Source organism: Burkholderia sp. Ax-1724 (assembly GCF_011752995.1).
Classification (GTDB): Bacteria; Pseudomonadota; Gammaproteobacteria; order Burkholderiales; family Burkholderiaceae; genus Paraburkholderia.
Genome location: NZ_VWWL01000002.1, coordinates 82,604 through 95,368, shown reverse-complemented (window position 1 = coordinate 95,368; position 12,765 = coordinate 82,604). Strand labels below are relative to the sequence as shown.

The 12,765-nt window shown below is 63.1% G+C and carries 13 protein-coding genes and 1 pseudogene; 6 read left to right on the top strand and 8 right to left on the bottom strand.

Annotation, left to right across the window (positions count from 1 at the left end):
- The first annotated feature begins 145 nt into the window (after positions 1 to 145).
- From otnK to F3J19_RS02510, 3 genes are all read left to right on the top strand, one after another.
- Positions 146 to 1,426, top strand: coding sequence for a 3-oxo-tetronate kinase (gene otnK / locus F3J19_RS02520; RefSeq protein ID WP_167037175.1), 1,281 nt, complete (start codon positions 146 to 148; stop codon positions 1,424 to 1,426).
- 137 nt (positions 1,427 to 1,563) lie between these two features.
- The gene (gene denD / locus F3J19_RS02515) at positions 1,564 to 2,535 is read left to right on the top strand and encodes a D-erythronate dehydrogenase (protein ID WP_167037172.1); all 972 of its coding nucleotides are present in this window, start codon (positions 1,564 to 1,566) and stop codon (positions 2,533 to 2,535) included.
- Positions 2,536 to 2,571: 36 nt separating this feature from the next.
- A complete protein-coding gene (locus tag F3J19_RS02510; RefSeq protein WP_167037169.1) occupies positions 2,572 to 3,369 on the top strand; it encodes a 3-ketoacyl-ACP reductase in 798 nt (265 codons plus the stop codon).
- A gap of 135 nt (positions 3,370 to 3,504) precedes the next feature.
- On the opposite strand, the gene F3J19_RS02505 is transcribed toward F3J19_RS02510, so the two are convergent.
- A complete protein-coding gene (locus F3J19_RS02505; protein ID WP_167037166.1) occupies positions 3,505 to 3,759 on the bottom strand; it encodes a hypothetical protein in 255 nt (84 codons plus the stop codon).
- Between the two features lie 395 nt (positions 3,760 to 4,154).
- Here F3J19_RS02505 and F3J19_RS02500 point away from each other — a divergent pair, with 395 nt between their 5' ends.
- Complete coding sequence (locus tag F3J19_RS02500; RefSeq protein WP_167037163.1) at positions 4,155 to 5,195, top strand: AraC family transcriptional regulator; 1,041 nt, start codon at positions 4,155 to 4,157, stop codon at positions 5,193 to 5,195.
- A 59-nt stretch (positions 5,196 to 5,254) separates the two neighbouring features.
- Here the strand turns inward: F3J19_RS02500 and F3J19_RS02495 are convergent, their stop codons facing one another.
- Positions 5,255 to 5,398, bottom strand: coding sequence for a hypothetical protein (locus tag F3J19_RS02495; RefSeq protein ID WP_167037160.1), 144 nt, complete (start codon positions 5,396 to 5,398; stop codon positions 5,255 to 5,257).
- On the opposite strand from F3J19_RS02495, the gene F3J19_RS02490 reads away from it, so the two are divergent.
- Both F3J19_RS02490 and F3J19_RS02485 read left to right on the top strand, forming a co-directional pair.
- Positions 5,397 to 6,065, top strand: a complete 669-nt coding sequence (locus F3J19_RS02490) for a hypothetical protein (RefSeq protein WP_167037157.1) — start codon at positions 5,397 to 5,399, stop codon at positions 6,063 to 6,065. The two genes, F3J19_RS02495 and F3J19_RS02490, sit on opposite strands and share 2 nt — an antisense overlap.
- A 65-nt stretch (positions 6,066 to 6,130) precedes the next feature.
- Complete coding sequence (locus F3J19_RS02485; protein ID WP_167037154.1) at positions 6,131 to 6,454, top strand: hypothetical protein; 324 nt, start codon at positions 6,131 to 6,133, stop codon at positions 6,452 to 6,454.
- Between the two features lie 76 nt (positions 6,455 to 6,530).
- Here F3J19_RS02485 and F3J19_RS02480 read toward each other — a convergent pair whose 3' ends face one another.
- The 6 genes and pseudogenes from F3J19_RS02480 to pdxA all read right to left on the bottom strand — a co-directional run bounded on the left by F3J19_RS02480 (position 6,531) and on the right by pdxA (position 12,690).
- Positions 6,531 to 6,788, bottom strand: a complete 258-nt coding sequence (locus F3J19_RS02480) for a hypothetical protein (RefSeq protein WP_167037151.1) — start codon at positions 6,786 to 6,788, stop codon at positions 6,531 to 6,533.
- Positions 6,769 to 7,286, bottom strand: a pseudogene (locus F3J19_RS02475) (DUF2778 domain-containing protein). The gene F3J19_RS02480 and the pseudogene F3J19_RS02475 overlap by 20 nt, the downstream one beginning before the upstream one ends.
- Positions 7,287 to 7,410: 124 nt before the next feature.
- The gene (locus tag F3J19_RS02470) at positions 7,411 to 7,866 is read right to left on the bottom strand and encodes an IS4 family transposase (protein WP_345891002.1); all 456 of its coding nucleotides are present in this window, start codon (positions 7,864 to 7,866) and stop codon (positions 7,411 to 7,413) included.
- Positions 7,862 to 8,650, bottom strand: coding sequence for a DeoR/GlpR family DNA-binding transcription regulator (locus tag F3J19_RS02465; RefSeq protein ID WP_167037148.1), 789 nt, complete (start codon positions 8,648 to 8,650; stop codon positions 7,862 to 7,864). The genes F3J19_RS02470 and F3J19_RS02465 overlap by 5 nt, the downstream gene beginning before the upstream one ends.
- 202 nt (positions 8,651 to 8,852) lie before the next feature.
- Entirely contained in the window at positions 8,853 to 10,079 is a 1,227-nt protein-coding gene (locus F3J19_RS02460) for a porin (RefSeq protein ID WP_167037145.1), read from the bottom strand.
- A gap of 283 nt (positions 10,080 to 10,362) precedes the next feature.
- Positions 10,363 to 12,690 (bottom strand): 4-hydroxythreonine-4-phosphate dehydrogenase PdxA, encoded by a 2,328-nt coding sequence (gene pdxA, locus F3J19_RS02455; RefSeq protein WP_167037142.1) that lies wholly within the window; start codon positions 12,688 to 12,690, stop codon positions 10,363 to 10,365.
- Positions 12,691 to 12,765: the final 75 nt, after the last annotated feature.

Below are 12,765 nucleotides of genomic sequence, written 5' to 3'. Positions count from 1 at the left end.
AACGACACGACCGGCCGGGTCGGTTCGCTTGGTGCAGACAGGTTTGCAGCGAGGCGCGGCGGTTGCCGCTGGCCTTGGAGGCCAGGATGGTTCTTGCGGTTATCAGGATTTTTGCGGACATGGAAGTCCCGAAGGGAGCGAAATAATGGCGCAGGCACTGCTCGGCTGTATCGCCGATGATTTCACCGGCGCGACCGATCTCGCCAATATGCTCGTGCGCGGCGGCATGCGCACCGTTCAGACCATCGGCGTGCCGGCGAGCGGCGCGCCGCTTGAGGCCGATGCGCTCGTGGTCGCCCTCAAGTCCCGTACGATCGCGGCCGACGCCGCGGTCAGCCAGTCGCTCGAAGCGCTCGAATGGCTGCGCGCTCAAGGCTGCCGGCAGTTCTTCTTCAAGTATTGCTCAACCTTCGATTCGACGGACAAAGGCAACATCGGTCCGGTCGCGGACGCGTTGCTCGATGCGTTGAAAGACGATTTCACGATCGCTTGCCCCGCGTTTCCAGAAAATGGTCGCACGATCTTTCGCGGCAATCTGTTCGTCGGCGACGTGCTGCTGAACGAGTCGGGAATGGAAAATCATCCGCTCACGCCGATGGGCGATGCGAACCTCGTGCGCGTCTTGCAGCGGCAGACCCGCTCGAAGGTCGGACTGATCCGCTACGACACGATCGCGCAGGGTGCCGAGGCGATTCGCGCACGCATCGAAGCGCTGAAAAAAGACGGCGTACGTGTTGCGATTGCGGATGCCATTTGCGACGAAGATCTGTTCGTGCTCGGAGAAGCATGCCGCGATCTTTCGCTCATTACGGGCGGTTCGGGCATCGCGCTTGGCTTGCCGGCCAACTTCCGCGCGGCGAATCTGCTGGAGCACGCGGAGCATGCGGCCGATCTGCCGAAGATCGAAGGCAAGTCGGTGGTGCTGGCAGGCAGTGCGTCGAAAGCGACGAACGCACAGGTTGCGCAGTGGCGTGCGTCGAAGCCGGGCTTTCGCATCGATCCGCTGGCGTTGTCGCGCGGTGAGGCGGTGGTCGAACAGGCCGTCGAATTCGCGCGTGCTCATATGAAAAACGATGAAACCGTCCTGATCTACGCGACGTCGTCGCCGGACGAAGTGAAGGCGGTACAGAAGGAACTCGGCGTCGAGAAGGCGGGGTATCTCGTCGAAGACGCACTCGCGTCCATCGCGCGCACATTGCGCGACGAAGGCGTGCGAAAGTTCGTCGTCGCGGGCGGCGAGACGTCGGGCGCGGTCGTGCAGGCGCTCGGCGTGCGTTCATTGCGCATCGGGCCGCAGATCGATCCCGGCGTACCGGCGACGCAGTCCATCGATGCGAATACCGGCGATGCGCCGCTCGCGCTTGCACTCAAGTCCGGCAATTTCGGCGCGATCGATTTCTTCGCGAAAGCGTTGAGCGCGTTGTGATTGCGCGCCTCTGCGCCATGCTTACATCCGCTTTTGAATTCGCCTGATTCTGATTGATTCGCCCGGTCACGAAAGCCCGCGTATCCGAAGGCCCTGGCCGGCCAACCCTACCTCCGAACACACCTGGAACGAACCCCATGAAGATCCTTATCACCGGTGGCGCCGGCTTTCTCGGCCAGCGTCTCGCGAGCCAGCTGCTCGCGGGCAACACGCTGAACGGCAAGACCATCACGGAAGTCGTGCTGCTCGACGTGGCCCGCCCGACCAACGACCGTCTGCTCGGCGATGCGCGCGTGCGAGCCGTGACCGGCGACATCTCCGATCGCGCGGTGCTGGAGCGCTACATCGACACGGGCACGGAAGCCGTCTTCCACCTCGCCGCGATCGTGAGCGGCCAGGCAGAGGCGGACTTCGATCTCGGCATGAGGATCAACCTCGACGCCTCGCGCGCATTGCTCGAAGTGTGTCGTGCCGCGGGTCATGCACCGCGCGTCTTGTTCACGAGTTCGGTTGCGGTGTACGGCGGCGCGTTGCCCGATGTAGTGCAGGACGACACCGCGCTCAATCCCCAGTCGTCGTATGGCGCGCAGAAAGCGATTGCCGAGTTGCTGCTGTGCGATTACTCGCGTCGCGGGTTCGTCGACGGCCGCGTGCTGCGCCTGCCGACCATCAGCGTGCGGCCGGGCAAGCCCAACGCGGCGGCCTCTTCGTTCGCGAGCGGCATCATCCGCGAGCCGCTGAACGGCGAGCGCTCGGTGTGCCCCGTCGACGGCGCAACGCGCCTGTGGCTGTTGTCGCCGAAGAGCGCGGTCAAGGCGCTGATCGCCGGTTGCGAGATCGATCGCGCGAAGTTCGGCAACCGGCCGGTCATCAATCTGCCGGGCCTGTCCGTGAGCGTGAACGAGATGATCGCGGCGCTGCGCGAAGTAGCGGGCGACGAAGCCGTGGCGCGCATCGACTGGCAACGCGACGAGCGCGTCGAAAAGATCGTGGGGAGCTGGCCGGGCCAGTGGGACGTCGCGCGTGCGCATGCGCTCGGTCTCGCCGGTGACGAGAACTTCGCCGACGTCATTCGCGCGTACCTGGCCGATGAAGGCTTGAGCGCGTAAGTACCGAACAGACATCCTTTCCCCGGCAATGTGCATATGAACCCTACCCTCGAAAAGAAAGTTTCATCGACTCCGGTTGCGCTGGTTACGGGTGGCCGGCGCGGGCTCGGCGCCGCAATCGCGAGAGCGCTTTGCGCAAGCGGATTCGATATCGCCATCGCGGATCTGGAGCACGATGGCGACGCCGACGAAACGCTGAACGCGATACGGGCAGCGGGGCGGCGCGCGGCTTTCTTCGAGGCGAACATCGCCGACCTCGGCAGACATGACGCGCTGCTCGACGAAGTGCAGGCGTCGTTGGGGAGCGTGGATTGCCTCGTGAACAATGCGGGCGTGAGCGTGGAGAAACGCGGCGACCTGCTCGATGTCACGCCCGAGAGCTTTGACCGGCTGCTGAACATCAACCTGCGTGGCACGTTCTTTCTGACGCAACGCCTCGCTCGCCGTTTTGCGGCGGACGCCGATGCCGAAGGGCGCGCCCGTTCGATCATCAATATCTCCTCGGCGAACGCATTTTTGATCGCGCCGAACAGAGCGGAGTACTGCATCTCGAAGTCGGCATTGACCACGGTAACGAAGCTGTTCGCCGCGCGGCTCGGCGAGCTTGGCGTACCGGTGTACGAGGTGCGGCCGGGCATCTTTCAGACCAGAATGACGGAAGTGGCGCAGGCCGATTACGACGAGAAGCTGCGGCAAGGTTTTTCGCCGATCCCGCGCTGGGGAGCCGTGGACGAGATCGGCAAGGCCGTTGCGTCATTGGCGTCGGGCTGTTTCCCGTTCAGCACGGGCGATTCTTTTCATATCGACGGCGGTCTTCATATTCATCGGGTCTGAAGATCGCGGCCCCGGGTACGAGTGGACAGGGCAGGTGTTGAGCGTGCACTTCGGCAGTGGACCCGCGCGCTACGCGGTGGGGCTCGCGTAGGCACTATCCAAAACAAAAAGAAAGCCCCGTTGCCGGGGCTTTTTCTACTTCGTGCGATACCACCGCCATAGCTTCATGATCGCCGCATAGGCAAGCACTGCCGCGATCAGTTCGACGGTCAGCCACACCGCGAAATACAGGTCATCGGGATCGCGGACACCGAGCAAATCCGAAGCGGCAAACCATGCACGCGTTTCGCTTGTCGACCACTCGTTCGATAGCGGGATATAACGAACTGAAATAAGAAAGAGCCCGATGAACAGGGCGATCTTGAATACCCTATGGGCAAGTGTTGTCATGCGTCATAACCTCAATTATTCCGTCGGCGTTAAGCCCTGAATTGCGGGCAGGGATAGGCGTTGCATAATGATGGAAGATGAGGCCGTGATCCGGGGCCAAGAAGAATATGAATTGACGAGAATTAACGTCATCCCAAAAAGCCCGCACAAGGCACGCTTCAAGGGGGCACAGACATCATGGGAGAAATCGCGTTCGCGGCGCCGGCGACGGCCAATCAGGCCGAAACGCCACGGGCGGCGGTGTCGATCTTCAAGGTGGGCGAGTAATCGGGTTCGAGCGCCGCGATGATTGCCGCCGCTTGAAAAAGCAGATGCGTCTATCATGACTGCTTTGCCACGCATGAGCAGGCAAAGCGGTTTTTCCGCTTGTCCGGCTGATCCACTGAATTTTCGCCATGTCCGCCGTCAAGACACACTTTCAGGATCTACCCGTCACCCTCGACCCGGCCCGGCAGCTCGAAATCGTGCACCAGCATTTCGACGTTGCCGCGCTGCCCGCCTCGCAGCAGCTTCTGGCGTGGTGCGAGCGCATGATCGGCGTGGTCGATCTCCTGACGACGCGCGATGAGCACAGGCAGCCGTTTCGAGGCTGGATCGACCGCTACGTCGTGGGCGAATTCCTGTTTGCCGATTGCTACACGGACCGCATCACGCAAGACCGCACGATCGCGCGAATCTCGCGGGACAACGCGCGCAGTATCGTCTTCCATGTGTTCCTGGGCGACACGCACGGCAGCGAGCTCGTTTATCTGGGCAAGCGCAAGGACGCGGTGCTCGAAGGCGGCATCTTCGCTGTCGATCTCGACCAGCCGGTGCAGTGCCGGCGCGCGCCTTGCCGGCACGTCACGATTTTTCTGCCGGGCGAACTGCTGCAAGACGTGTTTCCCGACCCCTCGGCCCTGCATGGACGCGCGCTCTCGCCGCACCTGCCCGCGGTGCGTTATCTGACGGGCCGCGTGTTGTCGTTTGCCGCGCAGATACGCCGCATGGCGCCTTGGGACGCCTACCGCGTTCTGCGCGAGATCGTGCTGCAGATCGCGGATACGTTCGGCGAACAGGCGGGGCTGAAGGGCAGCAAGGTTGCGCTCGCGCGGGCCATGGCGTTCGACCAGGCGCGCCGCTACGTGCAGACGAACCTGCACGACGACGATCTTTCGCCCGAGCGGGTCGTGGAGTCGCTGGGCCTTTCGCGGCCCACGGTCTATCGCCTGTTTGAGCACGACGGGGGACTGGGCGCCTATATCCGCCATGTGCGCCTGCGTGCCGCCGCCGCGGAACTCGTCGCGTGGCCTGGTGTACAGGTGCGGGACGTCGCCTATGCGCACGGCTTCAGAAGCGCATCGGATTTCACGCGGGCATTCCGGCGTGCTTACGGCCTCGCGCCGCAGGACATGCGGGAGTATCACGACAGCCTGCGCGTAGCGCCAGAGCGGTAGCGGCTCGCATCGGCGTGTCGTGCCGGCTGGGGCTGCACGGCACGTCGATGCGCCCGGGCTCAGTACCACATGCCGATGTAGTTGCCGTCCGCGGATCCCCGCTCCACAACGACGTATTTCACGGTCTGTGTCGCGGTCACGAAGCGGTAGACCGTCCAGAGCGTCTGTCCCTGTTGCGCGTCGCCATAGGGTGTGCCGGTCATGGCGCTCTGGAACGCTGCGGCGGGAATCGGCACGGCAGTCAGCGGCCCGGAATTGGTCGAGCCCGTACAGCTCGAAACTGGCATTGCCGGCGGAGTCGAACGTCAGCGTTTGCGGCGCGGCCTGATTGATCGGGTCGCAGTACTGGTTGAACACGAAGCTCTTGCCCGCCAGCTCGGCGACGTTCGTGACCTGGCTTGCACTGCCGGTAATCAGGATGTCCGTGGCCGCATAGCCGTTGTCGCTGATGCTGCCTGCGGGAGCCGGAGCGCAGATTTCGAACGCGCCGTCGAGATTCGGCTCGGTGGTCGTGCCGAGCGGCGTGCCGGTCGCGTCGTCAGGATCGAAGAGGCGGACCGACGTATTGCCGACGATGCCGATCGGGCTCAGGTTGGCGCTGGCCGTATTGTTGACCTGCAAGGTTTTGGGGCTACCGGAAACGCCGTAGGTGATCTGGCCTGTCCAGCCGCTTTGCGTCAGCGTCTGCGCATTGGTTTTGGTCGGCATGTTGTCGACGAACGAGGCGCCGGCCCACGGCGTTCCGCTAATGCCCGCGCCTGCATTGAGATCCGTGTAGGCGACCGAATAGGGCTGGGTGCCGCCGGACTTTGGGTTGTCGTCATTGCCGTTATCTCCGCCGTCGCCGAACGACGGGCACGTTGCGTATAACGACATGCTTCAGACCACCCAGCGCCTCCAATTCTGCCCACTGGTACGCGGGCAAGGGGAACGACATGCAATTGATTCGCCAACTCAGGATGTTTGATGATCGCGCTGTTGATTTTCTTTCGGGTAAAAAGGTTTCGCCTCCGCGCAACACCTGGAAAATTTGCGCCTGCTGCGGATTGTGCATCATCAAGGGTTATGAAATGTCGAACGGCGACAAGGTAGGCGAGGATTGCGCCGTCATCATCGCGCGCGCCTATCTGGACACCCGATATATAGCGACTGCGAACATTACGGAATTTGAGGCGCTTTGCAAGCGTACCGGATTCGGAACCCTGAAACCTGCAATTAGCCGCTACATCAACGAAAACATTTTTGAAGTTACCGCGTAACGCCAACCGCACCCGCTACGGAGGGCCGCACCAGCCTGGACGGTGTGTAGCGTCCGGGCTTTTGCATGATGTGGCTCTACTTTGAGCGATACCGCCGCCATAGCTTCATGATCGCCATATAGAGCAATGCGGCAACGAACAGATTGACTACCAGGATAACGGGTATGTATAAATCGTCCGGGTCGCGAATCCCGAGCCGATTTGCCGCATGCAACCAAGCAATACCCTGGCTTTCTGGCATAGGCATCGGGTATGTGTGGACGTAGGCCAATGAGATGCGGAACAGCACGCAGAATAGTGCAACCTTGAAAAGCTTACGGGCAAGTGTTGCCATAGGTCACTACCTCAATTGCTCCATATGCACGAAGCCCAGAATTACGGACGGAGACGGTAGTGGTTCCCAGAAGGGCGCGCCGGATAAACATAAAATCGGCATGGTTTAGCAGAGTAATGCATCCTGGCGAAATACCGCGACCTCCAAACGGATGCAACCTGAAATTACCCCGCTCTACACGTTTATCCAGGTCACGTCATCAATCACACCATCATCGCGATAGAGCGCGAACCATTCCCGATGGTCTACCGGCGACCCGATTATGGAGTTTCCTATATCCTTTGCTGTGGCCCATGCTTGCGACCTGAATCCGCCTGTAGGTCGGTCAACGATCCAATACTTTCCGGCCGGAATCGGTCCATTGTCTGGAACATCCGTACAGCCGCCGCGATTCTTGTATTGATCGTTCCCGGAGTAAGCTTTAAACGTGCCGAGTCCCACAATAGCAAGCTTACATATATCCGGGTTATCTACTACAAACTTGCCAGTAAAAGCCATTACTCAACTACTTCCGTTGGTGAAACGCCCACGGTAGTGACAAGGACGGGCGGCGGGCAATCAGACGATTCTTAATCCGTGCTGTCGATCTGTGTGGGATTAGAGGCATAGCGTTATACATAAGTCAGTCGAGTCCTTCGCGTAGCGCACGTAACGTGTCAGCGGCAGTGAGAACTTTGTCGAGGCCGCGCCGGATGGTTTTGGCGCCGGGATCGCCGTCGCTCTTTCGGCCAGGGCGCTCGCCGATTTGCGCGATCAGCCGCACGACCTCGTTCACGGTGGGCGTCGTCGCCGGCATCTTCTTTTTTGCCAGCAGATGGGCGCCGCGAATTTCATCTGGATCGAAGAACAAAGTGGCGTCCAGATCCGGACAGGTGCGACCTTTACGCATCGGGTAGGTCGCACGCCACGCCACTACCATGAACAAGGCCAGCGCATGCTCAATCCGGTCGACGGCGGCCGATTGCAGCGTCTCGACTTCGCAGCTATTCTTGAGCACGTGGAAATAGATTTCGATTTCCCATCGCGTCCGATACCAATTGATCAGTTCGGGAGTTTGCCGAACGCTCCGTCTTTCAATGCGCGCTTTCCCCGGGCACCGAGATCGTCTCGATCGTGAGCCCCGCGAGACTGCGGAACGCTTGCAGCCCGGCGTGCGAGGCGCTCGCGTTGGTGATGAGTGTCCACGGCTTGTCGATGGGCGCCCAGTGTTGCTGGCTGTCGCGGTTGAGCTTGTCGGCGGTGACGAGCACGAAGAGGCTGGCCGCCTGGCGCATCAGGCATTCCTTGAGATAGGCCTGGTCGGCCGTCGCTTCGCACAGGCCGCGACCCGGCACCACGCCATCGGCGCCAAGGAACGCCTTGTCGACTGTCACGCGCGTGAGCGCGAGCTGCGCGATCGGCCCGAGGGTGCTCATGCTCGGCTCGCGCACCTCGCCGCCGATCAGCGTGAGCGGCACGCTGCTGCCCGCCAGCGCCTGAACCGCGAGCAGGTTGTTCGTCACTACGCGGATGTCGTGCTGGCCCGCCTGCGCGAGCGCGCGCGCGAGCGCGGCAGTGGTGGTGCCGCTGTCGAGGAAGATGGTGTCGCCGGGGCGCACGTGGGCCATTGCCGCGTGGCCGATCGCATCCTTCTCCGCCTGAAAGCTCTGGCGGCGCTGTTCGAGCGACTCCTCGGGGGCATGCTTGCCGACCGAAGCCGCGCCGCCATAGGTGCGCAGAATGAGCCGTTCGTCGGCGAGCGCACGCAGGTCGCGGCGCACGGTGGCCTCCGACATGTCGAAGTGTTCGCAGAGCTCGGACACTTCGGTCATGCCGGAGAGAACGGCCTTGAGCATGGCTTCGCGGCGACGGGCTACTTTCATGAGATGTTCGGCGTTGGGTTCGGGACGTCGCCGCGCGGCGAGGCAGACGGCGTGGGCAATACGATGCGCACGTAGTTTACCTTGTCCTTTATCCCCATTCCGGCGCTGCTCGTGTCGCTAACGCATGGAATGCCGGTGGCTTGCGAGGCAGGCATCCCGCGATGCGTATGACCGGATGCCTGCTGCCTGCCTGAATCGTGCGTCAGAATTTCATATCGATACCGAGGATGATCGCTATCTGATTGCGTGACGACGACGGCGTGTTGTTCTGACCGTCCCCAATCGAGGCCGTCGCGTCGATGATGCTGGTCTTCGTGCCGGCGGCATTCGGCGTCAATGTCTTGCCACCCGCACGCTGATAAGCCTCGAGCGCATAGAGACCGGTTCGCTTGGACAACGAATAGAACTGCGTCAGATTGAACTGCTGATAACTGGCCGCGTCGCTGATGCCGTTCGCCTTGGTCGCCGCCGTATAGCTATAGCCCGCTGCGAGATCGAGGGCCGGAAGTGCCTTCCAGTGCAGCACGATGCCACCCGTATTGAAGATGGCCTTGTCGTGGAAGGCGGACGCGATACCGGGCAGGTACTGCACGTTGGAGTACGAAGCCGAGATATCGAACACCGGGCTGAAGGTGTAGCCGCTCGTCACGGCGAAGCGCTGCTGATTGGCCGCGGTCGCATAGCCATAGTTGATCGCCGACACCGCCGGTTGCGCGCCACCGCTGAGCGCAGTGGAGTTGGCGCCCCATGCACCGCCGTTCACGGTCGAATTGTTGACGCGCATGAATCCGGTCGCGATGCCGAACGGCCCCTGTGCGTACTGAGCCGCGACGCTCCAGGTCTGCCCGCTGCCCGTGGCACCCGCGACACCGCCGAGCCCGTACGAGCCGCTCACCTTCAGGCCCGCGAAGCTCGGCGACGTATAGACAAAATTGTTGTTGATGCGGAAGCTTTTATCGAGCCCGTCGATATCCCCGGGGTGTGCGCCGAATCCGCCGCTCAGCCAGTTGGGCGAGCTGTACGGCTGAAGCAGCTGGAAATACGACGTGTACTGACGGCCGGCGGTCAACGTACCGTAGCGATTGTTCGTCAGTCCCACATAGGCCTGGCGGCCGAAGAGCGTGTTCGCAAACTGCTGGGCGCCCGTTGCGCTGTTGTAGCCGCCTTCCAGCTTGAAGATGGTCTTCGTGCCATCGCCCAGATCTTCGGAGCCCGTCAAGCCGAACAGACTGCCTGACCAGACGCCCTGATTCATGTAGACCTTCGAGCGGCCGCCGCTTACTGCGCCCAGACTGCTCGAGTTGCTCAAATAGCCGATCCCTGTATCGACGACACCGTACAGCGTCACGCTGCTTTGCGCGAATGCCGGCACTGCGGTCATCACCGCCACGGCGGCGACAGCGAGCTTGAGCGGGTTGTATTGCTTCATCTCCATTCCTCCAGTATTTCTAATTAGTGCGATGCCATGTATCGCCAGAATTGAAACGCCAACACCATCATCAGGGGATTGCTTCGGCTTCCTCCCATACGGTTAGGGATGCAAATTGAAATACCCTGAGAGCGGCGAAAATTCGCGCCGCTCCCAGGCAGATCATCCGTTTGATGCCTTGCCCGATCTCACGAAACCGGCTCTACCGATTGCCGTTGCGCCGACTCCGGTCATCGACCGGACACCCGGAAGCCGGCGTTCGCGAACCGTTCGTTACTGGCCGTTACTGGCGGTCCGCGCGGCGCGTGGCGAGGTCTTGTGCCTGCTTCAGCGCTTCGAGCATGCTGCGTTCGTCGGCGACGCCCTTGCCGGCGATATCGAATGCCGTGCCGTGATCGACCGAGGTGCGGATCACCGGCAGCCCCACGGTCACGTTCACGCCGGCTTCGAGGCCCATCACCTTCACGGGGCCGTGGCCCTGGTCGTGATACATCGCCACGACCACGTCGAAGTCGCCGCGGCCCGCGCGGAAGAACAGCGTGTCGGCGGGCAGCGGGCCTTCCACGTCCCAGCCGCGCTCGCGCAGCACGGCCACCGCCGGCATGATCTTTTCCTCTTCCTCGCCATAGCCGAACAGGCCGTTTTCGCCGGCATGCGGGTTGATGCCGCATACGCCGATGCGCGGCTGTTCGATGCCCGCGCGCAGCAGCGTTTCGTGCGCGCGCTCGATCGTGCGTTGCACGAGGCCCGGCTCGATCTTGCGGATCGCGTCGAGCAGGCCGATATGCGTCGTTACGTGAATCACGCGCAGCTTGGGGGCGACGAGCATCATCGAGACTTCGGGGATGCCCGTGAGGTGCGCGAGCATTTCCGTGTGACCGGGGAAGATGTGGCCGCCCGCATGGAGCGCTTCCTTGTTGAGCGGCGCGGTGCAGATCGCGTCGAGCTCGCCCGCCGAGGTCAGCTCGGCCGCGCGCGCGATGTACTGATAGGCGGCGTCGCCGGCGACGGCGGAAAGCTGGCCATAGGGCATCGATTCGGGAATCAGGCCGAGGTCGATGCAATCGACCACGCCGGGCTGGAAGCGCGCTTCGGCGGGCGCCTTGATCGGGCGCACTTCGAGCGTGACGTTCGTGCGCCGTCCGGCGTCGACGAGCCGCCTGGCGTCGCCGATCACGAGCGGGCGGCAGCCGTCGTACACCGACTGGTGCGCGAGGCTCTTCATGATGATTTCCGGGCCCACGCCGGCGGCATCGCCCATCGTGATGCCGATTACGGGACGATAGTCCATGGTTTCCTCTTCGCAGGGTTGGCGCGGCGCTTGCGCGTCCGCTTGCGTCATGGCGGCGAGCCGCTGCCATGCGCGATAAAGGGTATCGGGGCCCCCGAAGCCGCCCGCCTTGGTGACGACGGGCAGCGTGTGAGCCGCTTCGGCGGCGGCCATGAGCGGCACGCCGTTTTCGATTTCTTCGATCACGCGCAGCTTCGCGATGCCCATGGCGGCGAGCAGCGCGCGTGCCGTTTCGCCGCCCGTGGCGATCAGCGCCGCGGCATGTGCAGCGGCGGGGGCGAGGTGCGCCGCGAGCCGGCGCGCGAGCAGTTCGCCATCGGCAACCGGCACGCGCTCGGCCTGGCTCAATGCGATCACCGCGTGGCGGCCGTGCGTGAGCGTGTGCGCCACGCGCGTGCCCAGCGTCAGCGATTCGGCGTGCAGCGGATCGAGCAGCGCAACGACGTCGACATCGAAGACATCGAAGGTATCGCCTGTGTTTGCACGCAGTGTGGCGACCTGTTTGTGCGAGACGCCCGACATGCTGCCGACGACCACCAGCACACCACGCGGGTGTTGCGCGGTCGTGACGGGCACAGCGGGCGTGGTGGGCATGACGCTGCGCTGCCCGTTCCCGTCGGCCAGCGTGGCGATCAAAGTTTGTGCGAGTCCGGCCGAGCCGACCCAGAACACGCCATCGAGCGCGGCCGAGGCCTGCGCGAGCACGGCGAGGTCCGCATCGGTTTCGCTGTCGCAGACCACGGCTTGACACTGCGCGGCGCGCAAGGCTTCGAGACGCGCGCGCAACGGCGCCGCTCCTTCGCGCATGGCTTGCAGATCGATGTGCGCGACTTTCAGGCCGGCGTCCGTGAGCATCGACGGTAGATGGCCGGTGCCGCCGATGCCTTCGTTGCGCCAGACTTCCGTTGCTTCGACGGGCACGCCGTGCACGAGGAGACAGCCGTTGCGCGTGGTGCGCCCAGCCTCGGGCAGCGCGGGCGCGACGATCGCCATGCCCGCGTGGGCCGCGAGCGCGGCCACTTCCGCCGCAACGTTGCCGCGCAGCGTCGAATCGATTTTCTTGTAGAGCCGTCGCCCGGCGCCGTGTGCGCGCCACGCCTGCGCATTTGCACTCGCCGCCTCGGCGGGCGAGGCGCGGCGGGTGTCGGTGTCGATCGCGAGTACGTCGGTTGTGGCCGCGATGCCGGGCGTCGCCGCGGCGTTCAGACAGACCACGCTCGCGAGGCCATGATGCGTGCACTTCACGGCGCAGTCGGCCGTGCCGGAGAGGTCGTCTCCGAGTATCAGCAGGCGCTCGTTGCGGGGGGCGGCGGTGTTCATGTCGTGAGTTTCGATTGCGGTCTTGCGGAGTGCGTTCGGTGCCGAGCCCTTCCGGCTGTTCGCGGACACGGGCGA